Origin of the sequence: Agrobacterium sp. 33MFTa1.1 (assembly GCF_004328495.1) — a bacterium.
Classification (GTDB): Bacteria; Pseudomonadota; Alphaproteobacteria; order Rhizobiales; family Rhizobiaceae; genus Agrobacterium; species Agrobacterium pusense.
The window spans coordinates 2,002,553-2,025,036 of sequence record NZ_CP036359.1 but is presented as its reverse complement, the minus strand read 5'-3'; the positions used below and the strand labels follow the sequence as shown (position 1 = coordinate 2,025,036).

Genomic DNA, 22,484 nt, shown 5'->3' with positions numbered 1-22,484 from the left:
TTTCCGTACCCTTGGGCACCATCGCGGCCTTGCGATCGAACCGGGCAAAACCAGAATCCCATCAATGCAGGCGACCTTACGGTTCGCTTATGGGTAAGTTATCAGCGCTTTGAGAAAACTCTCGGGACGATCTTAAGCGGTCTGCTGGCAGCATTCATTTCCAGCCGCGGGAACAAGCTTCTTCAAGCGTGGTTAGGCACTGCCGAAAGGGAGGATTGATGGCAATGAAGAAGAAGATCGAATGTGAGATCATGGCACATGAAAATGGCTGGGCCGTTCTGGTCGGCAGTGTCATGGAGGCTGTTTATCCAAGCTGTCATCTCGCGGTAACATCGGCGAAGGCGCGGCACATGGACTTCATCCTTGTGGACGAAGCCATGCCACTGCGTCACTCGACGACGGACGTCATGGCGACCGACCGGGCGTTATCGCGCCGAAACGGTGAAGCGTTCCGGCTGACAGTCGCCGCGCCTTACCAGGTAGACATTCCCCTGGAACGCAGGCGCGGGGAGATAAACACGCCGGTCTCGATTGAAGGCCGGGACCTGGTCAGTGGAAAATTTTAAGGGACACGGTATGGATGCCGTCCGAAAAAGATGACGGACGGCATCGCTCCATCTATCCGCCAGGCGCCGGTTCAGCCGGCCAACAGCCAGACGAGAAAGCCGCCGATAAGGGTGAAGATCAGGATGGCGCCTAGCAATCGCGCCAGCCCCTCATTGGTATTGGTGTCGGCGCCGACAATCGTCCAATAGATCGATTTTTCATCCGTCCGTTCGCTCATCTGCCTCTCCTCGCGGGATACTTGTCAGGATACGCGGCCAGGATGCGTTCCGACAAGGAAAGATAGTGCAATCACGATAGCCAATGCGAAGACAACCAAAGCATATATCATCATCCTCTTCCATGTTCGCTTCCGCCCGCGAAAGTCACCGTCATCGACGCCGACGGGCGAATATTTGGAATCCAACTCGTCGCTGACAGGGCGATTGAGGTCCTCTTCCGGTTTTATGCGGTCACGTGGCTCGGCCATCTTGTCCTCGTGCTTTCTGTTCCGGGTCTCAGCGTTGGGGCGCGGCCGCCAAACTCCCTTTGCTGCCGGCTTTCGTCCCCGGAAAGAGCGGCAGCTGAGTATTTTCGATACGTGACGATGGGCCAAGCGGAATACCGGCCTCCAGGCATGCTGCAATCAAATGCTCTCTCGCAACCGCCGAAGAGCCGTTTCTCAACATGGCCAGGCGGCAACTCCTCAAAGCCCGAGCGTAATGGACGCCTGCCTTTTCAGGCCATTCCTCCTCCAGCAAACGAACCGCCTCATCCACGCCAGAAACATTGAAGCAGCGGCCGCCCAGAAAAATTTCAAGCGGATATGCGCCGAGCAGCGGAATTGTCGTCATCTATTTCTCCATCGCCGTGGCATTTGCCACGCGGTCGTGGACCATGCAGGGTTCGGACGCGGAAATAGCCCGCGCCGTCACTTACGGGTCGACTTCCGCATCCTAAATGCGGAAGACGGACCCAGCGCTATTTCCGTCAGGCCGCTTTCTGGCTTTTCGGGTTGGCTACCGTCGCGGCGAGTTTCGTCAGTTTTTTGTCGGTTGCGCCTTCTTCGTCGAGGTTTGCCTGAAGCAGCGGAACGCCTTCGTCGATGCCCAGCTGACCCGCCCACGCCACCAGAGTGCCATAACGGGCAATCTCGTAATGTTCGACGGCCTGCGCGGAGGCAATCAGGCCCGCATCGAGCGCCGGCGAATCCTTGAAGGATTCGATGATTTCCTCGGCTTCCGCAATAATGCCCTGAATGGCCTCGCACGTCTTGCCGCGCGCATTCTTGCCGATGATTTCGAACACGCGCTCCAGACGCTCGATCTGGCCTTGCGTCTCATCCCGGTGCTGCAGGAAACCCTGTTTCGCCTCTTCGAGCTGCGCGGCGCGCGCCATTTTCGGCAAGGCCTTGAGTATCTGTTTTTCCGCATAATAGATGTCCTTCAGGCCATCCAGAAACAGATCATCGAGCGTTTTTTGACTAGCCATTTACGTCTCCTTGAGTGAACGACGCCCCGAACCCCGCGTGCCCACAATTGTTCCGCTCTGGCTGAAAAGACCTGAAAAAAGCGCATCCGGACGTGCCGCGTTCATCGTCGGTGCATGTTCAGAACTACACAGTAGTGCCGTCTCGCATATATTTGATGAAATCGAATGAACCGACTACGGTTAGTTAGACATTATAGTATTGAATAGAGATACGCATTGCCGGTGGCGTGCGAGGAGCAAGGCATGCAGACTATCAAGCGTCTCCCTATAATGGTCATCGGCGCGGCCGACACAGTCACACCGGAAATAGCAAAAGCCTGGTCCCGAGCGCAGGTCGGTCTGATAGGTCCCTACCCGGCCGACGTTATGGAAAATGACGATACGCTGCTGTTTTCCGCCGCTATCATCGATGTCCGCTACGAGGCGGAGATCATGCTTCGTCTGACCGATCAGCTTGAAGAGAAGGCCGTTCCGTACCTGTTTTTCGTGCCCCGACCGGTCTTCGAGAGCGAACCGGGACCTTTTGTGCTCTCCGCACGTTCAGAGGACATAGACAACATTGTCTCCGCCTTGATGGCGCAGGGAGGGGGCATAAGACACTAGCGAGGCAAAGTGTTATGCTGGAGCGGAGCAACGGGCGAGAAGAAACGGGTTTCCTCCTTTCCCTTCTTGATGCGGAAATCCGGAGCGAGGTGCTGAAGGCGTCGACATCGTTGACACTTTCGCTTGGCGACAAACTTTTCTCAGCCGGTCAGCGCATCGATCGCGTGCTTTTTCTCGCCTCGGGCATAGCATCCATCGTTGTAGTTTCCAGATCAGGACGGAAAACCGAGAGCGGCATCGTCGGACATGAAGGTTTCATACCCACCGGCGCACTCGCCGGCGCGGAGGAGAACTTAACCGAGATCGTCGTTCAGGCGCCGGGCAAGGCGGTGGCTATGGACGTGGAGGTTTTCCGCAGCCTGATGGCGAAACATCAAATATTCTCGGACATCGTGATCTGCGCCTCGCACGTCGCGAGGACGCAGGTGGAATGCACGGCCGCTGCCAACGCCACAGGCACGGTCAGCCAGCGCCTGGCGCGTTGGCTCCTGATGTGTCACGACCGCGTGCGTGGCGACCAGCTACAGTTGACCCACGATTTCCTGTCGATGATGCTGGCGGTGAGGCGCCCGAGCGTGACGGACGCGCTGCACGTCCTCGAAAGCGAACGCCTGATCCGCGCCGAGAGAGCGAAAATCACCATAAGGGACCGGCAAGCGCTGGAAACGTATGCGCAGGAATATTACGGGCTGGCAGAGGAGGAAAGTGCGCGGGTATTCGCGCGCTTTCATGCGCAGATACCCGAAGTGGCCGGAAGACATAATCTCGCATTATAGGCAGATCGGCGCCTTCGGTACGGTCACGACCATTTACCTCCACTCTTTTCCGTATAAGATAGACACGTGATCCCTTTTTCGGCCTCGCAAACGCAGCCGCCAAGGAGGTGAAATTGTCCGCCTATCGCGCCTATCAGAGTTCGGGTATCTTCCTGAATGACGATATCAATACGGTCAAGTCGGCTTATGACAGCGTCCTGGCCGGAGAGCACGATCCCAGCCTTTGCTTGGAGGACCTCGCCCGTTACGTCCTCAAAATGTATAATCGCGGCATTGTCGATCCCGGCAAGCTCCATGAAATGTCGGCGCTTTATTTCAGAATGAGGCGCACCGGCCAACGCCGGGCGTAGGCCCTTGGGTCGTCGATGCGGCCGGGCTAAGGCGGCCGTGCGGGCGGAACTTTCGGCGGACCGGATTGTTAGCTGACGGTAGCTGACCCACAAATCATTCGGACATTCCCATGAATTCTGAAGAGGGCCTCTTTCCCCGGTGGTGTCATCTTTGCATCGACATGCAGCGCATGTTTGCGGAAGAGACGCCATGGCACGTGGACTGGATGCCGCGCATCATCGACAATGTCGGGCGGGTGGTTGAGAACTCGCCGCACACGACCATTTTCACCCGCTTCATCCCACCGCCGGATGCCGACGCCGCCTCTGGGCGGTGGGGGCGTTATTATGAGAAATGGTGGATGATGACCGGCGAGTATCTTTGCCCCGAAATGACCGATATCGTCCGCGATTTCGCGGGCTACGTTCCACCTGCGGAAGAATTCCTGAAAACCACCTATTCCCCCTGGACGGACGGTCGCCTGCACCGAAAACTCGTAGGCCAAGGGGTCGGCACGCTTGTCATATCCGGTGGGGAAACGGATGTCTGCGTACTCGCAACCGTGCTGGGGGCGGTGGATCTGGGGTATCGCATCTTCCTGCTTGAGGACGCCGTCTGCAGCGCACGCGATGCAACGCATGATGCCTCGCTGACGGTTTTGAGGGGCCGTTTCGCGGCACAATTGACCCTCGTCAGCACGCAGGACTGGCTTCAGGCCAAAGAGGAATTCCTGCGCAGCGACTAGCCCCGAAAACGCCGCGCGGAAAATTAGCGACCGCGACGAAACGGACGGGAACAATCGCTCGGAAGCAGGGTTCGAGTCGTTCGATCGAAACGATCAGCACCAGATGCGAACGAGGTTCAAAATGACCAGAAAAACGCTCCCCATTCCGAAAGACAACCAAACGGACAAGGGCCCGGGCGACAATGAGCGCCTCAATGCGGAGGAAGCCTCTTCTGCGACGGAGAAGAACGCCTCCACCCGCACGGGACGACAGGCCAACATAAAAATCAACACCACCCATTAGGGACATCAGCAGGATCGATAGCGTTCCGCGGCGCCAAGGCAGAACTGCGGACCGGCCGTCCTTCTGAGCGCCGCCGCCTGCCCCCGTGACACGGCACACCCACTAAAGCGGCGAGAGGCTTTGCAAACAATAGAAGCCCCGCGTCTCCTCACGATGACAGATCGACGAAATGCGGAGGCATTCATGCAGATTCTTGCCGTCACGGCCGAGATGTTCCCTTTCATCAAGACCGGCGGGCTGGCCGATACGACGGGAGCATTGCCGGACGCGCTTGCCAAACTGGGTGCGGAGGTGCGCACGCTGCTGCCGCTCTATCGCAAACTGCGTCCCCTCATCCGCGGGCACCAGCCCTGCTTCTCCGGGAGCGTGCTGGGACAGGATGTTACGGTATATTCGCTCGTTGCCGACCAGAAGAATTTGCTGCTGCTCGATGCGCCCGACCTCTTTGACCGGGATGGGCATCCTTACGGCGAAAAGGACCATCCGTTTCCGGACAACGACCTCCGGTTCGCCGTCCTGTCCAAGACCGCGGCGGACATTGCCCTTGGATCAATGCCCGGTTGGAGGCCGGATATCGTCCACGTTCACGACTGGCACGCCGCCTTGACCTGTGTCTATCTCGCCGACGCGGCGCCGGGCAAGGTGCCGACCGTCCTGACCATTCACAACCTCTCATTTCAGGGTCAATATCCTTTTTCGCGCGCAAGGGTTCTGGGGCTTCCGGACGAGCTCTGCACGGTGGAATGCCTCGAATATTACGGCGACATCTCTTTTCTGAAGGGCGGCCTGACGACAGCATCGGCCGTTACCACGGTCAGTCCAACCTATGCGCGCGAAATCCTGACGCCGGAAGCCGGCATGGGCATGCATGGCGTGTTCGGCACGCGAAGCGAAAGTGTGCGCGGCATCGTCAACGGCGTCGATCAGGATGTTTGGAATCCCGCGACCGATCCCTTCATTCTCGCGAATTTCATGTCGGCCACCGTGGCAAGGCGGAGCCTGAACAAATATGCGCTGCTTCAGGCTCTGGGCCTTGCCCACACACAGGGTCCGGTATTTGGTGTGGTGAGCCGCCTCACCTGGCAAAAGGGCGTTGATCTCTTGCTCGATGTTGTTCCCCTCATCATCGCGCGGAAAGGCAGGCTGATCGTTCACGGAGAAGGAGACGGGCAACTGGAAGATGGCCTGCGTGAGCTGTCGAAAAGATATCCGGAAATGGTCTGTGCCCATATTGGTTATGACGAACGTCTGGCCCACATGATCCATGCGGGGTCGGATTTCATCATCCAGCCTTCGCGCTTCGAACCATGCGGCCTGACCCAGCTTTACGCATTGCGATATGGCGCCTTGCCCATCGTCAGCCGCACCGGAGGTTTGGCCGAGACGATCATCGACGCCAACGACGCCGCCATAGATGCGGGGGTTGCTACCGGCTTTCAGTTCGAACCGGCAAATATCGACGACCTGCGGGCGGCGCTGGAGCGCGCCATCGCTGCGTTCAACAACAGGGAACTCTTTAAGCGCCTCCAGGCCCAGGCCATGCGTGCCAACTTTTCCTGGGAAAAGAGTGCGGCGCAATATCTGGCGCTTTTTGAAGGACTTGTCAGCAAAGAGCCGCAGGAGTCACTTTCGTTTCCCGACATATTGCCGGACGCATTCGCGAGAATGCGTATCGAGCGGCGGCAGGCCAGACAATAAGGCAAACGCCGCCTTTACCGCGCATCAGAGGAGCCGGTCCTGTTTCCAGCGGACATAGGGAGCGAGCGACTGGCCAGGAAACCGGTTTTCGATCGCCGTGGCTGTCAATTCCACCAGTGCTTCCACTTCCTCCAGCCCCTCCTTCTCGCTCTTCGCTTCGAGTTCGCGCATCTTGTGGAATAATTCGTCGTCCGTTGCCACGCGGAGAAAGTCGGCAAGGTCGGTTTCCTGTGTCATGTCACCGTCTCTTTCTGTCTTCAGGTCAGCGATCGGGCGGCAAGCTATGCCCGCCGAGCCGTCGTTTTGGCTGTTCAACGGCGAACGACGGCCAAACCCGTTTGTTCCTTTCATCAGCATATTCCCGGTGCGGAGGCAGGAACCGACCGACGGCGATCCGGTTAGGATCAAACGAGGCTGACTGGAGGTTCCGTGAATGTTCAACGCAATGAAATATCGCAAATGGGGCGTGCAATTCGATGCTGCAGGAGATGCGCGCTTTCGCATCTGGGCGCCCGGTTCTGATGCGCCGAGGCTCGTTATAAACGGCGCGGAATACGAAATGCGGTCTGAGGGGAACGGCTGGTACGAAGCCATTGCAGCGGATGTGAGTGACGGCGCCACCTATCGCTTTGTTCTGCCCGACGGGCGCGAAATCCCCGATCCGGCCTCACATTGGCAGGGAGGCGGCCTGGACGGCCCGTCAACCATCATCGATCACGACTTTGCGTGGCAGCATGAGAACTGGACCGGCAGGCCGTGGCACGAGGCTGTGATCTACGAGGTTCACATCGGCACGTTCACGGAAGAAGGGACGTTCCGGGCGGCCGAAAAGAAGCTGGAACGACTGGCTGGACTCGGTATCACCGTCATTGAGGTGATGCCGCTCGCGAGTTTTCAGGGAGATCGCGGCTGGGGCTACGACGGCGTTCTGCAATTTGCGCCGCAGCGGGATTATGGATCGCCGGACGACCTCAAAGCCTTTATAGACGCGGCCCATGGCCTGGGGATGATGGTTTTGCTGGATGTGGTCTACAATCATTTCGGGCCGGAGGGGAACTTCCTTCAAACTTATGCGCCCGACTTTTTTCAGAAAAACGAAACGCCCTGGGGCCCTGCTCCCGATTTCGACAGCGTGGATGTGCGATCATATTTCCTGCAAAACGCTCTTTACTGGCTTCAGACCTACCGTTTTGACGGGTTGCGGATCGATGCCGCCGACCATCTGGCCGGCGGCGGCGGTGAGGTGGATTTCCTGACAGAGCTTGCCCAGACGATCAGGCACAAGGTGACGGGCAGGCATGTGTATCTTGTCATAGAGGATGCAAGAAACACGGCAAAGCCGATGACGCCCGAAGAAGATGCTCCACCGCTGGTAGACGCCCAGTGGAACGACGACTTTCATCACGTCGTCCACGTCATGACGACTGGCGAAGATGGCGGTCTTTATCAGGATTTCGTTTCGAACCCGGAGAGCCTGCTTCGTCGGTCGCTTGCGACCGGCTTCGTTTATCAGGGCGATCCGCGCCCTTCCCGGGACTTTGCGGGGAGCGGCGAACGCAGCGATCATCTATCCCCGCAAACCTTCGTGAATTTCCTTCACAATCACGATCAGGCCGGAAACCGGCTTTGCGGCGAAAGACTGCGTGCCCTGCTCGAACCAGCTCTTTTCGATATACTGGAGTGCATTCTCCTGCTCTCCCCCCAAACGCCGCTGATGTTCATGGGCGACGACCACGCATCGACGCAGCCCTTCTACTTCTTTTCCGACCACCCGCAACACGATCGGGAAGCCGCGATAAAAGGGCGGTTGCGGCAGGCTGAAATGTTTCAGGGAGCTCTTCCCGAAAACGCGCGCGATCTTGTCCAGGACCCCAATGATGTGCGCACGCGGCTCCTCTCTACCTTGAACTGGCGTCAGGCCGATGAGGAAGATGGGAGACGGGCAAGCGAGATCCTTGCGGGATTGCTTGCAAAGCGGCGGCAGTATGTCTGGCCCCTGCTCGCTTCGGAATTCGGAGGCGGGACGGCACTCGGTTCGCCTGCGCGAACGCTTGCCATAGACTGGGCGTTTGCGGCCGGCCGGTTGCAGCTCAGGGCAAATTTATCCGATGCTCAGGCGGATCTGCCACCGGTGGAAGGGGAAATCGTCCACCGGCTTGGCGACATCGACGGGCAAACGGGGAAATCCTGCAGCTACAGTGTGCTGTTCGCGGTAGCCCGCTGATGTCAGGCGAGATTGCGCCGCAGGGATTCGCGGGCGCGGTTGACGCGGCTCTTGATGGTGCCCACCCTGCAGCCGCAGATGGAGGCTGCATCGGCGTAGCTCGTTCCTCCGGCAACGAGCAGCAGCGCCTTCTTCTGATCCGCATCCAGATCGCGGATTGCGCGCATGACTTCATCGTGCTCCATCCGCCATTCCTGACTGGCGGGGACCGACATCGTTTGCTCTATTCCCGCCGGCAGCCCGACGCATTCGCGCCTTGCAACCTTGTATCGGGTACAGAAGGTGTTCCGCAAAATGGTGAACAGCCACGATTTCAGGGCTGTTCCGGGGGTGAAGCGGTGCAGGGAACGAAGCCCCCGCATCATGGTTTCCTGAACGAGATCGTTGACATCCTCGTCATTTCTGACGAAACGACGCGCAAACGCCGTCAGCGCTGGCGCGAGATCGGCAATTCCGATACGCAAGGTCTCAAGTTGCGCTTCGCTTAGTGCGGGGCCGGACTCTTCATTTATAGCGTGTTTGGCCATGGTCCTTCCTTTCACATAGAAGGGAAATGGCCCATCTACCGCTTGGTTGCCGTACGCCAACGTACAATGCGTATTTTTTCGGCGGTGCCAGAGGTCCTAGTGACCCGAAGGGGGCGCGGCCTTCTCAGACGTCTCCGGCGACGAGCGGGAAAGACGCAGCAGACGAAAATACCCGGTTGGGGGAATCGTCCTGTTTTCCGCCAGATGGAAAGACGGGTTGCGGCGCAACCAGTCCTCAATCCCGTCCAGACGAAATGCCGAACTGAGCCCGATATTATGGGCCACCGGCGAGACGATCTGTTCTATGCGGCGAACTGCGCCGCTGCTGTCGGTGATCTTGCTGACGATGACGATCTCGCCACGCGGCTTCAGCACTCGGGCGCATTCGGAAAGCAGCCGGCCGGTATCTGGAATGAGGGTGATAACGAAGGGCAGCGAAATCACGTCGAAGGACGCATCCGGAAACGTGGTTTCGCAGGCATCCATCACATGCAGTGCCTTCACATGCGGCAGTGAACCGCCTGCCACCTTTGTTTTGGCCTTCCGGAGCATGTCCGCTGAAATGTCGATCCCGGTCACGTTGCTTGCCGGAGGATAAAGCGGAAGGACCAGCCCCGTGCCGACGCCGATTTCCAGAATGTCGCGACCGGCACCACCCACACATCTGGCCAACTCCATCTGCGCCCGCTTGAGAAAGAAGCCGTACACACGGTCATAAACCGGGGCCCAGAACCGATATGCCTTTTGCTGCTGTGCCGGGTTCGGGATGCTCGATACCGTTTCGTCGCTCACTCGCCTCTCCCTCAGCGTGAAATGAACTTGTTGAAGCGGCTCTCGCCGCCCGACGTTCTGTCCTGATAAAGGAATGCCAGCTTCCTGTCCTCGAAGATTTCAAAAAACTCGTCCCATGATATGGCCTTCAGCGCATCCTCCGGCTCACCGAAATCGATCCTGAGAATCCCTCCATCGCCCGTGACGTCCACTTTGGCAGGGTGGCCATCGCGCTGCTCCGCCCATTTCCGTATCGTGTCATGATCGGTGGTTGTTGCGGATTCCGTCATCGTTGTTCTCCTTGTCTTCGTCGCGTCCATACCGGGATCGCCTTTCGCGTTCGGCGTTTTCTGTCGCCTTTTCACGGTCTTTGCGGCTTTCATCGCTTTCAGTCGAGCGTGCGTCATCTGTGCGGGGTTCGGGCCTGACATCGTCCTGTGATCGGGTCATCGCGGAAGCCCCTTTTTTTTTAAAACATCCAGCAGCGCAAACCCTGCGGTCCGCTCTCTCCTCCTAACCCCGGGAGCAAAAAGCGGTTCCGTACTGATGGTTCGAGGGAACAGCATTGGCGTAAAAAGGTTAGGGACAGACAGGAGGATGCCATGACGAAGAAAGACAAGCTCGAGCAGATTCACAAAGACAGCGCGCCCCAGTTTGCCCCCGGCAAAAAGACCTCGACCAATAACGGCGTTGCGAGCGCGAAGCCGAGGGTCATCACCGGCTCGGACGACGCAACCGCCAACAAGCTGCCACCAGGCACAAAAAAGCCGGAAAAAGACTGGGACATCAATTACGACGAGCGGGAAAGCAACGAGGGCGACTTTCGCGGCTAGAGACGCGGCGCCCTTGCCGCGCCGAGTGTTCGCGAAGCGGCTAGCGAGCCAGATCCTCGACAACCAGTTCGATGGATTGCGGCTCGGCGCCCTCTTTCGTCTGCACGCTCAGAACACTTCCGGTGTTCAGCACGCCTTCGAGGAGCGTCCGACCGTCGATGGTGATTTTGACCACCTTGGGGGTTGCGGCCTCTATGTTCAGGCTGTTGCAGGTCTCGTGATCAGTTTCCGGGTCCACGTGCCGACCTCCATTGGGATTGAACGTGCCGGCCTAACCACGGTCGGGTCCGGTTGTTCCCGAACGGCGGCCATGACTGGCGATATGATCGCGCGGGAACCACAAACGGCATGCGAAGTTCGATAGCGGCGGATCAGCCGTGCGGCCGGAACCCGGCGCAATCATAAAAGTATGCTCTGACGATGGACCTTTCCGATGATGGTTCGCGAGACTCCCGGTTTTCATCTGTCGGTTCAGGCAGGCCGGCTGTTGATATGGTGTCTCGCAGCGATGGCCTGCCTGGGGGGCTGGCTTTTGACCACGCCGAAGCCGGTCTTCGGACCGAACGACATCGGATCATCGCCGGGCGATCCGCAGCTGGGAAGACTGGTATTTCTGGCATCAAGCTGCGGGTCCTGCCATGCCACGCCAGGACAGCCGGACTCGCTCGTGCTCGGAGGCGGATTGGCGCTTTCCTCCTCCTTCGGCGTTTTCCGTCCGCCGAATATATCTCCCGACATAGCCGACGGAATCGGTTCCTGGTCCGTTGAAGATTTCGCAAATGCGCTGGTCGCCGGCATATCGCCTGACGGCCGCCATTATTATCCTGCCTTTCCCTATACGAGCTATACGGGAATGAAGATCGAGGACATAAAAAACCTCTACGCCTATCTGCGGACCCTGCCGCCTGTTTCCGGCAAAGCGCCGCCGCATGATCTGTGGCCACCCTTCAGGTTGCGCCGTGCCGTTGGCGTCTGGAAGCTTTTGTTCTTTGACGAGGTCGGCAAGCCGCAGGCGATCACCGGCGATCCCGTTCTTGATCGCGGCTCCTATCTGACGGAGACGCTTGCCCACTGTGCCGAATGCCATTCCAGCCGTAATATCTTCGCCGCCATCCGCCCGGAAACCCGTTTCGCTGGTGGTCCCGACGCGGAAGGCACGGGCTTTGTGCCAAACATCACGCCGGCACGTCTCAGCAGGTGGACGCAGACCGACATCTCTACCATGCTCGCAACAGGCCAGACGCCACAGGACGGACATGTCGGGTCCGCAATGGTGGACGTGGTCGCCAATCTTTCGCAGTTGCCACAGGAAGATCGCGACGCGATTGCCCGCTACATCAAGGCCCTGCCGGCAAGGCAAACCCCGCATCCGTGACCCGTCAGTGAGCATAAAGATAGGCCGCGACATGGCGCGCTTCGGCCTCGGTGATACCGGTTTCGGGCATGGCGCTCTGCCGCGACAAACGCGTCGGCGAGACGATCCAGCGAATGAGGTTGTCCGGTGTGTTGTTGAGGCCGTCACCGATATAGACCCGCTGGCGAAGTGAACGTAGTTCGCCCCCAACCTTCCCGTCCGCACCGGCAACGCCGGGGATCGCGTGGCAGCCCGTGCATCCGTAGCGCCGGAAAATCCCGGGCGCCAGGCGCGCATCACCGCCAGTCATTGCCGTGGCAACGGCGCCGCGCTGTGACACGTTCTTGACGATTGCGACCGTAATGCCCGTGGCAAGCGCCGCCGAAAGCACCGCAACGAGTATAAGCCCGGTTCTAGAGAAGGGACGCGCCATATCGGTCCTCCCTGCCCGACCGGGAAATCCACATCGCCAGCATCGCGAGTGCCGCCCCGGCATAGATGACACCGCTGGGCACCCACATCAGGAGACCGGCAAGCTGCTGGTCCTCGAAGGGCGTCAGGCCCCATGCCGGCGCGTCTCGGGTCTGGGCCACGTAAATCACCTGTGGCGCCAGCGCGATCAGGGCGCCGAGAATGCTGGTATGCATCATCGTGACAAACAGGTGCCAGGCCGCAAGCCCCCGGTCCGCGCGCCAGAAAACTGCCCACCAGAACAAGATCGCGGTCAGAAAGAAAAAGAGATGCTGTATCCGGTGCAGTGGCACGTCGCTCACCGTCGCATCGAACAGCGCAGGCGCATGCCAGCCCCAGATGGCAAGCCCGTGCAGAGATGTTGCCACAGCCCCGCCGGCAAGAACATTCCAGCTGGCCCGCACGCGCCTGTCGGTCATCACCGCAGCCATACGACGACGAACCATGCGCGGCATACTCCAGAGAAGGATACCGACGGGGCGCGCCAGAACGATCAGCGGCGCGGCAACCGCCATTACCATCTCGTGCTCTATCATGTGGAACGTAAACAGGTGCTCGCCCATGGAATGGATCGGAGAGACAAGTGCAGCAACCAGAACAAGCCAGCCGCCGGAAAAGGCGAAGGCGGACCTCGCCATCCACCGGCTGGTGCCCGACCGTCTCCGCAGCCGAAAAAAACCGGTACTGAAAAGGCCGGCTGCGACAAGCAGCGGTCCGATGATCCAGCCATCGAAAGTCCATATCATCGCCGTCGGATGCGCCTCCCCCTCATGGGCCGAGAGCGGCCCGGCGCTGACCAGCAACAGAAAGATCAGTGTCAGCGCGCGCATGGGTTCAGCAGCAATGTCGCTGCCCCCTGAAGAAGGAGTGCGAAGGCAAAAACCAGCGCGACGAGGACGCCCAAAGACATCAGGAACATCGCCATTCGCGATGCCGTGGAACTCCGGCCCCTTTCCGAAAGAACGCCGCAGGTCACCGCTATCCCGGCAGAGAGGAAGGCAGCGACAGCTGTAAAGCCCGTCCGGCTGCCGCAATCGACCGCCGGCAAGATCTGGCCGAGCTGCGTGTTGAACGCCCAGATCAGGGGAGCGCCGAACAGTCCGGCAATATCGAGGGTTTTCAGGGTCATAGCCGTGGTATCCAGTAAAGGCAGGCGTAAAGCGGAAGCCAGGTCACGACGACGAAATTCCAGTAGAGCGCGTTGTCCTCCACATCGCCGTAACGGCGGGCGCTGTCGCCATTCCGGGTAAACATCAGGCAGGTCAGGACGATGGTATCGATGAGGTCGGTCAGAATATGGGTCGTGTGCAGTCCGAGGATCGTCCACACGATCGATCCATAGGCATTGTCATCCCACTTCACCTGGAGGGCTGGGAACTCAAAGGCGCGCACCGCCAGCAGGACAAACCCGATTGCGGACATGACGACTAAACCGAAACGGACGTGAACAAGCCGCCTCTGCCTGGCCCAGCGACTGACGAGGACATTCGGAACGACGCTGACGACAAGCAGCGCTGTCAGCACCGTGCCGGCTGAAAGATCCGGCGGCGGGGCGTCGATCGGCCATCGTGGCGCCAGGCTCATCAGGTAGAAATAAACGGCGACCGCCAGCGCGAAGCCCGTTCCTTCGATCAGCATGAAGGCGCAGGTTCCCCACCATGTGGGGCTGGCGGTGCCGTTGCCGGACATCGGCAGCTTGGAGACATCGAGCGCGACACGTTCCTTCATGCTTCCTCCTCCACCATTCCTTTCGGCCAGAACCAGCCGATCAGCGCTACAGCAATCGGGATCGATCCCCAGACGACTGCCCAAGGGGAGAACATGGACCAGATGAGCATGATGGACGTTGCGATGGCCGCCCAGAACGGCCACACGGAGTCCGTCGGGGACGCTTCGCGGGCTTCGGGCAGCGCCTCGACGACGCTGGTGACCAGAATTTCACGGCGATCCACCCGCATCCCCGCGACAACAGGTAGTCCTCCGGTGTTCTCCCACAGTGGATCGCGGCTTCCCACCACGGGTATGGAGCGGAAATTGAAGGGCGGCGGCGGAGAGGCGGTTGCCCATTCCAGCGTGGCGGCGCCCCAGGGATTGTCCCCGGCGGGACGGCCTTTGGCAAAGCTTCGGACGATATCGATGAAAAAGACGAGAAAACCTGTCGCGAGCACGACGGCGCTGAGGCTCACGAAGAGGTTGAGGCCCGCCCATGGCATCTCCAGCTGGTAGGTATAGATGCGTCGCGGCATTCCCTGCAGACCGAGAATATGCATTGGAAAAAACGTCAGGTGGAAGCCGACGAAGATCAGCCAGAAGCTGATGCGGCCGAGCGTTTCGCTCATCATCCGCCCTGTCATTTTTGGAAACCAGTAATAGACGGCTCCGATCAGGGGAAAAACGGCGCCCCCGATCAGGACGTAGTGAAAATGCGCAACCACGAAATAGGTGTCGTGAACCTGTGTGTCGAAGGGCACGGACGCCACCATGACGCCCGTCAGACCGCCGATGACAAAGGTGACGATGAAGCCGATGATGAAAAGAAGCGGGGTCTTGAAAACCGGCCGCCCGGCCCACAATGTTGCCAGCCAGCAGAATATCTGCACGCCGGCCGGCACGGAAATCGCCATGCTGGAGGCAGTGAAGAAACTTTCTCCGAGTTTCGGCAGGCCAGCCACAAACATGTGATGCACCCAGAGACCGAAAGACAGGACACCGGTTGCGACAAGCGCCATGACCATGGGCATGTAACCGAATATCGGCCGGCCGACAAAGGCGGGCAGGATGGTGGAGACCATGCCCACAGCCGGCAGGAAGATGATGTAGACCTCCGGATGTCCGAAAAACCAGAAGACATGCTGCCACAGGAGCACGTCCCCTCCTTCGGCCGGATTGTAAAAATGGGTGCCGACGAGACGATCCATGATCATCGTGGAACTGGCGAACATGATCGCGGGCATGGCGATGATGACGAGAAAGGCCATGACCACCATTGCCCAGACGAGAAGCGGAATTCGATCGAGCGACATGCCGGGAGCGCGCTGCTTGAAAACCGTCACCACGATTTCCACCGCAATGGAGAGCGCGGAAAGCTCCGTAAAGGTTATCATCTGAGCCCATATGTCGGCGCGTTTGCCGGCGCCATATTCCGGACCCGCGAGCGGCACATAGGCGAACCAGCCGACATCAGGCGCGCTGTCCAGCACGAACGAGACCCAGAGAAGCAGCCCGCCCACAAGGAATAGCCAGTAGGAATAGGCGTTCAGCCGGGGAAAGGCGATGTTGCGCGTCCCGACCATCAATGGCACGAAATAAACTGCCATCGCCTCCATGACCGGCACGGCGAAGAGGAACATCATGTTCGCGCCATGCATGGTGAATATCTGATTGTACCGGTCCGGGTCGATAAAACGCGCTTCGGGCGTTGCCAGCTGCAGGCGCATGACGAGAGCAAGCAGGCCGCCAAGTATCAGGAACACGAAGGCCGTGACAATATATCGCCGGGCCACCACCTTGTGGTCGACAGTACCAATCGCGCCCCAGAAACCGCGGCTCGACCCCCATGTTTTTTCGAGCGCGCTCTCCATGCCGGGAACCGGCAGATCGGTATCCATGAGGACGGAGGTCTGTTTTCCCGCCATCAGTCGAGCCCCTCCATATAGGCGGAAACCTGCCGCAACTCTTCCCCGGTAAGCGGCACCAGCGGCATGTTGTTGCCCGGTTTCAACGTCTGTGGATTGGCGATCCATGCCGCAAGCGAGCCGCGTGTGGTCTCCAGCAGGCCTGCGCCGATCGTCCGGCGGCTACCGACATGGGTAAGATCAGGCCCCGTGGTGCCGGTGGCCGGCGTTCCCCTGACGGTGTGGCAGGCGGCGCATTGCTTGCGCAGGAACACGGCCTTCCCGGCCAGAGCATCTGCGTCTTGCGGCATGGCGGCCACCGCCTTCTGCTTATTGGCCCACCGGCGATAGGACGCCTCGTCATCGGCCATGACCATGAAAGCCATGTGGCTGTGTTGAAGGCCGCAGAACTCCGCGCATTGGCCCCGGTAAACACCCGGCCTGTCAGCGCGAAACACAAGCGTATTCTCCCGTCCCGGAACGAGGTCCATCTTGCCGGCAAGGCTGGGCACCCAGAAGGAATGAATTACATCCGGGCTTTCGAGCAAGACCCGGACATTCCGCCCGACCGGGATGTGCATTTCGTTGGCGGTCTGAAAACCGCCATCCGGTGTCGCATCTTCGTATATGAACTGCCACCACCATTGCTGGGCGCGAACACGTATCGTCAAGTCTGCCTCGCCGGTGAAGCTGATGGCCCGCGTTGCAAGAAAGCTCGCAAGCGTCAGGCCGGCGACAATGAAAACCGTCATCATCACCGCGCCCGTGACGAAAAGCTGCAATCGCTTGCCACTTGCCGTCTCGTCCTGCGCCACCCGCCGGCTTCTGACGAGAGACAGGATCAGGATCGCGATCACTGCCAGCCACACGACGAGGCTCACCGCCACGATGAAGAGGATCAGATTCTTCAACATCGACGCTGACGGCCCTGCAGCGTTCAGCACCGACTGAACGTCGCCGCACCCCGAAAGCAGGGTAAGGACAGCAAGGATAGCGGCGACGATCTTCAAGGCACCGGCTCCTCCGGTCTTTTCCACGCCGACCCTTCGTTGAAGAGGATGGCAGCAGGCGCCCGGTTCTCAGCCGGACGGGTCTGACGGTCGTCATTACGGGCCGGGGCCGCCACCGATGGCGAATAGGCCCCGATGGTTCTCACATATCCCGCAAGCTGCCAGATCTCTTCAGTCGTCATTCTGGCGCGGAAAGGCGGCATGCCGTGCGGCCGGCCATCCCTGATCGACGCCGCGACAGAGACCATGGATGGTCCATAAATCCATTGACCGTCGAGAAACGATGGACCTTTGCCGCCTTCGCCTTCACCGTGGCAAGCCGGGCATCCGAACCATGAATAGAGGCGTTTTCCCTGGGAAAGATCATAAGCACCGTTTTCGAACGGCCTGCCGAGAGCAAAATAAACTTCCGGCGGCGCGCCGGCCACGGGAACGGGCATGAAGCGCAATCGCTCAAGCGCTGCCGTTACGGGAGGGTCGCTGCGGAATGTTCGCGGTTCACGCCAGTAACCCATGATCGCCGCTGCCCCGATCAAAGAACCGCATAGAGCGGACCACGGAAGTGTCGCTGAACGATTGGCCTTTTCCCTCCTCCGCATCCCGCACCTCGAGTATCCTCAGTTGGAAGGAACCGTGGTTGACGGCGTCAATCGGACGGGCAGCAGCTTGTATGATGGCGTCTTTGCTTTCGGACTATGATGGCTCAGCGGAAACAACGGGTTGGTTTCCGGAAAATAGCCAGCACAACAGCCATGGGGAATATCATAGGCAACGATCCTGAACCCGCGGACCGCCCTTGGCGTCTGCGGCTCGATTGCCGTGACGATATCGACGATATCGCCGTCGGCAAACCCAAGCAGGGCGATGTCATCGACATTCATGAACAGAACCTGCCGCGTTCCTTCCACCCCGCGAAAACGGTCGCTATAGCCGTAGACGGTCGTGTTGAACTGGTCGTTGGATCGCAACGTCGACAGGTGCAGGACGTCCGGACCCGACGCCTCAGGCGGAAATTCGGGGAACAGGCGGTCGGGCGTCAGGAAATTCGCCTTGCCGCTTGAGGTTACCCATTTTCGCTCCCTTGCGGGCAAAGGGCGCGGGATGCCGCCGGGTTTGAAAAGCCGTTCGTTGAAGTTCCTGAAGGTTTCCGGATAGGTTTGCTCTATGGCGTCGCGAATGCGCGAATAATCGTGAACCCATTGCTGCCAAGGTACGTTGCCGCGCGTCAACGTCGCCACGGCCATGCCGGCAATGATCGCCGGTTCCGAGAGCAACTCCCGGCTGGCCGGCTTTGCCCTGCCACGCGAACCATGGAAATGCGCAACGGAACTTTCCATGGAGACGGCCTGGGGCCCTGTCGCCTGTTCATCGATTTCGATGCGTCCGAGACAGGGAAGCAGAAAGGCGATCTCGCCGTGGATGACGTGGCTGCGATTGAGTTTCGTTGCGATCTGGACCGTCAGCCGCAGCTTGCGCCACGCGGCTTCCATCGCCTCGGTTTCCGGCGCTGCCCGCAAAAAATTGCCGCCGAGGCTGATGAAAGCCTTTGTTTCCCCACCGAGAATGGATTTGCAGCTGTCGACCGTCGAGTGGCCTTCCCACGCGGGCGGCTGGAACTGGTATAGGTCGGCGAGCTTGTCCAGCGGCACGAGGCCGGGTTTTTCCGTAATGCCGACTGTACGCTGGCCCTGCACATTCGAATGGCCCCTGACGGCACAGATATTTGCACCCGGCTTGCCGATATTGCCGCGCAGCAGCGCGAGGTTGGCAACCATGTGAACGTTCTCCACGCCCATCACATGCTGGGTGAGGCCCATGCCATAGACCATCATCACCGCGTCGGAATCCGCATATATGGCAGCGGCTTCCATCATCTCCTCGCGGGTCAGGCCTGAAACGCGCTCCAGCTCCTCCCATTCATGGCGGCGGGCTGCAGCGGCGAAATCGTCAAAACCCGCCGTCTGCTCGGCAAGAAAATCATGATCGAGCACATGCTTCTTGTCAGCCGCGGCAATGGCGGCGGCAAATGCGACCGCCGCCGCATTGGCCGGATCGCGCGGCTGCCCATCCGAGCCGGAAACCTTGCTTGCGGCACTCGCACGCAGCACGTCGTCTGCCTCGACAAGCGCCTTGCAGATACCGAAAAGGGCAGCGATATCGCCGCCATTCTTCACCTGGTAATACTTCGTCGAGATCGGCGTCGCGGGGGTCGCCAGCATCTGGCCGGGCGACTGCGGGTTGACGAAGCGCTCCAGCCCCGGCTCCCGCAGCATGTTGAATGTCAGTATCTTCACGCCGCGGTCGACCGCATCCTGCAGATCGTGCAGCAGTCGCGGCGAGGATGTTCCGACATTCTGCGCCATATAGAAAATGCAGTCGCAATTCTGGAAATCCGAAAGGATCGCCGTTCCCACGGAAGCGCCGATGCTTTCGGGCAGGCCGACGGACGAGCTTTCATGGCACATGTTGGACGAGTCCGGCAGATTGTTACTGCCATAGATGCGGGCAAAGAGCTGGTACATGTAAGATGCTTCCAGCGAGGCGCGGCCTGAGGTGTAAAACTCCGCCTGCTGCGGCGCGATAGCGCGCAGCTCCCGGCCGATCTCCTCGAATGCGGCCTGCCAGCTGACCGGCAGATATCTATCCGTGGCCGCGTCCCAACGCATCGGCTGGGTCAGCCTGCCCTGCTCTTCCAGATCGTGGTCACGCCAGCCCTCCAGTTCGGCAAGGGTGTGTCTGGCGAAAAACGCACTGTCGGCGCGTCGGTTCGTTATTTCCCACGCGGTGGCTTTCGCGCCATTTTCGCAAAATTCCAGGGGATGGGTCTTGGCCGGTTTCGCCCAGGCGCAGCTGACGCACATGTATCCCTGCGGCTTGTTCTGGTGTTTCAGCAATGTCGGACCGGACAGGGGAACATGTTCCCTTAACAGCACCTCTCCCACCGACTTGGCCGATCCCCAGCCGCCGGCCGGACCGGGCTTAAACCCAATATCGGGAGCTGCCTTGCGTCGTGATGTCATGATCGATGAACTCCCGAATTGCTGAGTAACCGAACCTCTGAAAGCGCGGCGGGTTTCCATTCTCTAAAAAAAATTCCGCCCTGCCTTGCCGCCGGGAGCGAGAAGGTCCCGGTGCCGCGTGGAACTTTCGCGCGGACGCCCGGTTAGGCACCCGCTCGACAAAGGGCGGCTTCTGACAACCCAGCAGACAATGAAGGTGAGCGACATGAAGGCACTGACCTGGCACGGCAAACACGACATTCGCTGCGAAAGCGTTCCCGATCCGAAAATCGAGCATGGCCGCGATGCGATCATCAAGGTCACGGCCTGCGCGATCTGCGGCTCAGACCTCCACCTCTATAATGGCATCATGCCGGACATGCACAGCGGCGACATCATGGGCCACGAAACCATGGGCGAGGTGGTTGAGGTCGGTAAGGACAATACCGCGCTCAAGGTCGGAGACCGCGTGGTCGTCCCCTTCACCATCGCCTGCGGCGAGTGCTTCTTCTGCAAGCGTGGCTATTATTCCGGCTGTGAACGCAGTAATCCCGATCCGCACAAGGTGCGGAAGATGTGGGGCAATTCGCCTGCCGGCCTGTTCGGTTACACCCATCTTCTCGGTGGCTTCAGCGGCGGCCAGGCGGAATATATGCGGGTGCCTTACGCCGATGTCGGGCCCATAAAGGTTCCGGACGGTCTGACCGACGAGCAGGTCCTCTTCCTGTCCGATATCTTTCCGACCGGCTATATGGCCGCGGACTTCTGCAACATCCAGCCGGGCGATACGATTGCCATCTGGGGCTGCGGTCCGGTGGGTCAGATGGCGATCCGTTCCGCCTTTCTCCTCGGTGCGGAACGGGTCGTCGCCATCGACGCCGTGCAGGAGAGGCTCGATCTCGCGGCGAAAGCCGGCGCGATGACGCTCAATTACCTCGACGAGGACATTTACGACCGCATCATGGAACTGACCCATGGTCGCGGCGCGGATGCCTGTATCGATGCGGTAGGAACGGAGCCCGATCCCGCGGCAGGATGGGATTCGAGGATCGACCGCATCAAGGTCGCCACCTTCATGGGGACCGACCGGCCGCATGTCCTTCGTCAGGCAATCTATTGCTGCCGCAATTTCGGTACGGTCTCGCTGGTCGGCGTCTATGGCGGTCTTCTCGACAAAATTCCCATGGGTTCCGCCATCAATCGCGGCCTGACGTTCAAGATGGCGCAGACGCCCGTTCAGGCCTACCTACCCAACCTCATGGGCCGCATCGAAAGAGGCGAAATCGACCCATCCTTCGTCATTACCCATCGCGCCACCCTCGATGAAGGACCCGATCTCTACAACACCTTCAGCCACCGCGACGATGGCTGCATCAAAGTCGTCCTGAAGCCGTAGGAGGTGATCATGAGCAGGGAAGAATCCACCAAGGGCCTTGCAGTCGTCACCGGCGCTTCGTCCGGCATCGGTTATGAGCTCGCCCGGTGCGCCGCGCAGGATGGTTACGACCTCATCATCGTGGCCGATGAAAATGACATCGATGCCGCGGCCACCCGGCTGCGCGCGGCGGGCACGCAAGTAGAGGCGGTGCGGGCTGATCTTTCGACACAGGCGGGCGTGGAGGAGCTTCTCACGCGCATCACCGCCTCGTCGCGGCCAGTCGATCTTCTGTTCGCCAACGCAGGACAGGGCCTGGGCGATGGCTTTCTCGATCAGAGAATGGAGGACATCCAGCGGGTCATCGCCACCAATATCAGCGGCACGATTGCGCTGGTTCATGCGCTGGCAGGCGGAATGCGCCAGCGTGGCAATGGACGTATCCTGTTTACGGGTTCCATCGCCGGTTTCATGCCGGGCACGTTTCAGGCGGTCTATAACGCCACCAAAGCGTTCATCAATTCCTTTTCCTTCGCGCTGCGCGAAGAGCTTGATGGCACGGGTGTCACGGTAACCTGCCTGATGCCGGGCGCGACGGACACGGAGTTCTTCGAGCGTGCGGACATGCTCGACACCCCCGTTGGCAAACAAAAGAAGGACGATCCCGGTTTCGTGGCCAAGACCGGCTATGAGGCGATGATGAATGGTGAGGGCGATGTCGTGTCCGGCTGGAAAAACAAGCTGATGTCGGCGATGGCCAATGTAACGCCGGCGGAAACGCTCGCCAGACAACACCGCAAGATGGCAGAGCCGGATGGGAAATAGCCTCGCAGCACT

The 22,484-nt window shown here is 59.7% G+C and carries 28 protein-coding genes; 12 read left to right on the top strand and 16 right to left on the bottom strand.

Annotated elements, in window-relative coordinates; all coding sequences use genetic code 11:
* Positions 1 to 224 precede the first annotated feature (224 nt).
* Positions 225 to 566 carry a hypothetical protein gene (locus tag EYD00_RS23060; RefSeq protein WP_034498464.1) on the top strand — a complete coding sequence of 114 codons (342 nt, stop codon included), beginning with the start codon at positions 225 to 227 and terminating at the stop codon, positions 564 to 566.
* A 71-nt stretch (positions 567 to 637) separates the two neighbouring features.
* On the opposite strand, the gene EYD00_RS26020 is transcribed toward EYD00_RS23060, so the two are convergent.
* The 3 genes from EYD00_RS26020 to EYD00_RS23045 form a co-directional block, all read right to left on the bottom strand.
* The gene (locus EYD00_RS26020) at positions 638 to 784 is read right to left on the bottom strand and encodes a hypothetical protein (protein WP_157951573.1); all 147 of its coding nucleotides are present in this window, start codon (positions 782 to 784) and stop codon (positions 638 to 640) included.
* Between the two features lie 277 nt (positions 785 to 1,061).
* Positions 1,062 to 1,397, bottom strand: a complete 336-nt coding sequence (locus tag EYD00_RS23050) for a DUF982 domain-containing protein (RefSeq protein WP_051674194.1) — start codon at positions 1,395 to 1,397, stop codon at positions 1,062 to 1,064.
* Between the two features lie 136 nt (positions 1,398 to 1,533).
* Complete coding sequence (locus EYD00_RS23045; protein ID WP_004444481.1) at positions 1,534 to 2,034, bottom strand: YciE/YciF ferroxidase family protein; 501 nt, start codon at positions 2,032 to 2,034, stop codon at positions 1,534 to 1,536.
* A gap of 243 nt (positions 2,035 to 2,277) precedes the next feature.
* Between EYD00_RS23045 and EYD00_RS23040 the strand changes: the two genes are divergently transcribed.
* From EYD00_RS23040 to glgA, 6 genes are all read left to right on the top strand, one after another.
* Complete coding sequence (locus EYD00_RS23040) at positions 2,278 to 2,637, top strand: hypothetical protein (RefSeq protein ID WP_022563920.1); 360 nt, start codon at positions 2,278 to 2,280, stop codon at positions 2,635 to 2,637.
* Positions 2,638 to 2,651: 14 nt separating this feature from the next.
* Positions 2,652 to 3,413 (top strand): Crp/Fnr family transcriptional regulator, encoded by a 762-nt coding sequence (locus EYD00_RS23035; RefSeq protein ID WP_034497816.1) that lies wholly within the window; start codon positions 2,652 to 2,654, stop codon positions 3,411 to 3,413.
* A 113-nt stretch (positions 3,414 to 3,526) separates the two neighbouring features.
* Positions 3,527 to 3,763 carry a hypothetical protein gene (locus tag EYD00_RS23030; protein ID WP_034497819.1) on the top strand — a complete coding sequence of 79 codons (237 nt, stop codon included), beginning with the start codon at positions 3,527 to 3,529 and terminating at the stop codon, positions 3,761 to 3,763.
* A 110-nt stretch (positions 3,764 to 3,873) separates the two neighbouring features.
* Positions 3,874 to 4,488, top strand: a complete 615-nt coding sequence (locus EYD00_RS23025) for a cysteine hydrolase family protein (RefSeq protein ID WP_034497821.1) — start codon at positions 3,874 to 3,876, stop codon at positions 4,486 to 4,488.
* Between the two features lie 121 nt (positions 4,489 to 4,609).
* Entirely contained in the window at positions 4,610 to 4,771 is a 162-nt protein-coding gene (locus EYD00_RS26015; protein ID WP_193604424.1) for a hypothetical protein, read from the top strand.
* Positions 4,772 to 4,954: 183 nt separating this feature from the next.
* Positions 4,955 to 6,469 carry a glycogen synthase GlgA gene (gene glgA / locus EYD00_RS23020; RefSeq protein WP_034497823.1) on the top strand — a complete coding sequence of 505 codons (1,515 nt, stop codon included), beginning with the start codon at positions 4,955 to 4,957 and terminating at the stop codon, positions 6,467 to 6,469.
* A 24-nt stretch (positions 6,470 to 6,493) separates the two neighbouring features.
* Here the strand turns inward: glgA and EYD00_RS23015 are convergent, their stop codons facing one another.
* Positions 6,494 to 6,706, bottom strand: a complete 213-nt coding sequence (locus EYD00_RS23015) for a hypothetical protein (protein ID WP_034498468.1) — start codon at positions 6,704 to 6,706, stop codon at positions 6,494 to 6,496.
* A 196-nt stretch (positions 6,707 to 6,902) separates the two neighbouring features.
* Here EYD00_RS23015 and treZ point away from each other — a divergent pair, with 196 nt between their 5' ends.
* A complete protein-coding gene (gene treZ, locus EYD00_RS23010; RefSeq protein ID WP_034497824.1) occupies positions 6,903 to 8,693 on the top strand; it encodes a malto-oligosyltrehalose trehalohydrolase in 1,791 nt (596 codons plus the stop codon).
* Between the two features lie 2 nt (positions 8,694 to 8,695).
* On the opposite strand, the gene EYD00_RS23005 is transcribed toward treZ, so the two are convergent.
* From EYD00_RS23005 to EYD00_RS22995, 3 genes are all read right to left on the bottom strand, one after another.
* Positions 8,696 to 9,220, bottom strand: a complete 525-nt coding sequence (locus EYD00_RS23005; RefSeq protein WP_004444493.1) for a sigma-70 family RNA polymerase sigma factor — start codon at positions 9,218 to 9,220, stop codon at positions 8,696 to 8,698.
* A gap of 96 nt (positions 9,221 to 9,316) precedes the next feature.
* Positions 9,317 to 10,012 (bottom strand): class I SAM-dependent methyltransferase, encoded by a 696-nt coding sequence (locus EYD00_RS23000; RefSeq protein WP_051674195.1) that lies wholly within the window; start codon positions 10,010 to 10,012, stop codon positions 9,317 to 9,319.
* 11 nt (positions 10,013 to 10,023) lie between these two features.
* The gene (locus EYD00_RS22995; RefSeq protein ID WP_034498472.1) at positions 10,024 to 10,281 is read right to left on the bottom strand and encodes a hypothetical protein; all 258 of its coding nucleotides are present in this window, start codon (positions 10,279 to 10,281) and stop codon (positions 10,024 to 10,026) included.
* Between the two features lie 312 nt (positions 10,282 to 10,593).
* Here EYD00_RS22995 and EYD00_RS22990 point away from each other — a divergent pair, with 312 nt between their 5' ends.
* A complete protein-coding gene (locus EYD00_RS22990; RefSeq protein ID WP_004444504.1) occupies positions 10,594 to 10,824 on the top strand; it encodes a hypothetical protein in 231 nt (76 codons plus the stop codon).
* 40 nt (positions 10,825 to 10,864) lie between these two features.
* On the opposite strand, the gene EYD00_RS22985 is transcribed toward EYD00_RS22990, so the two are convergent.
* Positions 10,865 to 11,062 (bottom strand): hypothetical protein, encoded by a 198-nt coding sequence (locus tag EYD00_RS22985; RefSeq protein ID WP_022563908.1) that lies wholly within the window; start codon positions 11,060 to 11,062, stop codon positions 10,865 to 10,867.
* 270 nt (positions 11,063 to 11,332) lie between these two features.
* On the opposite strand from EYD00_RS22985, the gene EYD00_RS22980 reads away from it, so the two are divergent.
* Positions 11,333 to 12,199, top strand: coding sequence for a c-type cytochrome (locus tag EYD00_RS22980; RefSeq protein WP_131258933.1), 867 nt, complete (start codon positions 11,333 to 11,335; stop codon positions 12,197 to 12,199).
* A gap of 4 nt (positions 12,200 to 12,203) precedes the next feature.
* Here EYD00_RS22980 and EYD00_RS22975 read toward each other — a convergent pair whose 3' ends face one another.
* The 8 genes from EYD00_RS22975 to EYD00_RS22940 are packed head-to-tail and all read right to left on the bottom strand — an operon-like array spanning position 12,204 to position 20,293.
* Positions 12,204 to 12,611, bottom strand: a complete 408-nt coding sequence (locus tag EYD00_RS22975; protein ID WP_034497827.1) for a c-type cytochrome — start codon at positions 12,609 to 12,611, stop codon at positions 12,204 to 12,206.
* Positions 12,592 to 13,479, bottom strand: coding sequence for a cytochrome c oxidase assembly protein (locus EYD00_RS22970; RefSeq protein ID WP_034497828.1), 888 nt, complete (start codon positions 13,477 to 13,479; stop codon positions 12,592 to 12,594). The genes EYD00_RS22975 and EYD00_RS22970 overlap by 20 nt, the downstream gene beginning before the upstream one ends.
* Entirely contained in the window at positions 13,467 to 13,778 is a 312-nt protein-coding gene (locus EYD00_RS22965; protein WP_034497829.1) for a hypothetical protein, read from the bottom strand. The genes EYD00_RS22970 and EYD00_RS22965 overlap by 13 nt, the downstream gene beginning before the upstream one ends.
* Positions 13,775 to 14,377 carry a cytochrome c oxidase subunit 3 gene (locus EYD00_RS22960; RefSeq protein WP_034497830.1) on the bottom strand — a complete coding sequence of 201 codons (603 nt, stop codon included), beginning with the start codon at positions 14,375 to 14,377 and terminating at the stop codon, positions 13,775 to 13,777. The genes EYD00_RS22965 and EYD00_RS22960 overlap by 4 nt, the downstream gene beginning before the upstream one ends.
* Positions 14,374 to 16,284, bottom strand: coding sequence for a cytochrome c oxidase subunit I (gene ctaD / locus EYD00_RS22955; RefSeq protein WP_034497832.1), 1,911 nt, complete (start codon positions 16,282 to 16,284; stop codon positions 14,374 to 14,376). The genes EYD00_RS22960 and ctaD overlap by 4 nt, the downstream gene beginning before the upstream one ends.
* Positions 16,284 to 17,273, bottom strand: coding sequence for a cytochrome c oxidase subunit II (coxB, locus tag EYD00_RS22950; protein WP_051674197.1), 990 nt, complete (start codon positions 17,271 to 17,273; stop codon positions 16,284 to 16,286). The genes ctaD and coxB overlap by 1 nt, the downstream gene beginning before the upstream one ends.
* Positions 17,270 to 17,872 (bottom strand): c-type cytochrome, encoded by a 603-nt coding sequence (locus tag EYD00_RS22945; RefSeq protein ID WP_051674199.1) that lies wholly within the window; start codon positions 17,870 to 17,872, stop codon positions 17,270 to 17,272. The genes coxB and EYD00_RS22945 overlap by 4 nt, the downstream gene beginning before the upstream one ends.
* Positions 17,873 to 17,890: 18 nt before the next feature.
* Positions 17,891 to 20,293: an FdhF/YdeP family oxidoreductase gene (locus EYD00_RS22940; RefSeq protein WP_034498479.1), complete on the bottom strand. Its 2,403-nt coding sequence runs from the start codon at positions 20,291 to 20,293 to the stop codon at positions 17,891 to 17,893.
* Positions 20,294 to 20,498: 205 nt separating this feature from the next.
* On the opposite strand from EYD00_RS22940, the gene EYD00_RS22935 reads away from it, so the two are divergent.
* Complete coding sequence (locus EYD00_RS22935; protein ID WP_034498481.1) at positions 20,499 to 21,668, top strand: zinc-dependent alcohol dehydrogenase; 1,170 nt, start codon at positions 20,499 to 20,501, stop codon at positions 21,666 to 21,668.
* A gap of 9 nt (positions 21,669 to 21,677) precedes the next feature.
* Positions 21,678 to 22,472 carry an SDR family NAD(P)-dependent oxidoreductase gene (locus EYD00_RS22930; RefSeq protein ID WP_034497836.1) on the top strand — a complete coding sequence of 265 codons (795 nt, stop codon included), beginning with the start codon at positions 21,678 to 21,680 and terminating at the stop codon, positions 22,470 to 22,472.
* Positions 22,473 to 22,484: the final 12 nt, after the last annotated feature.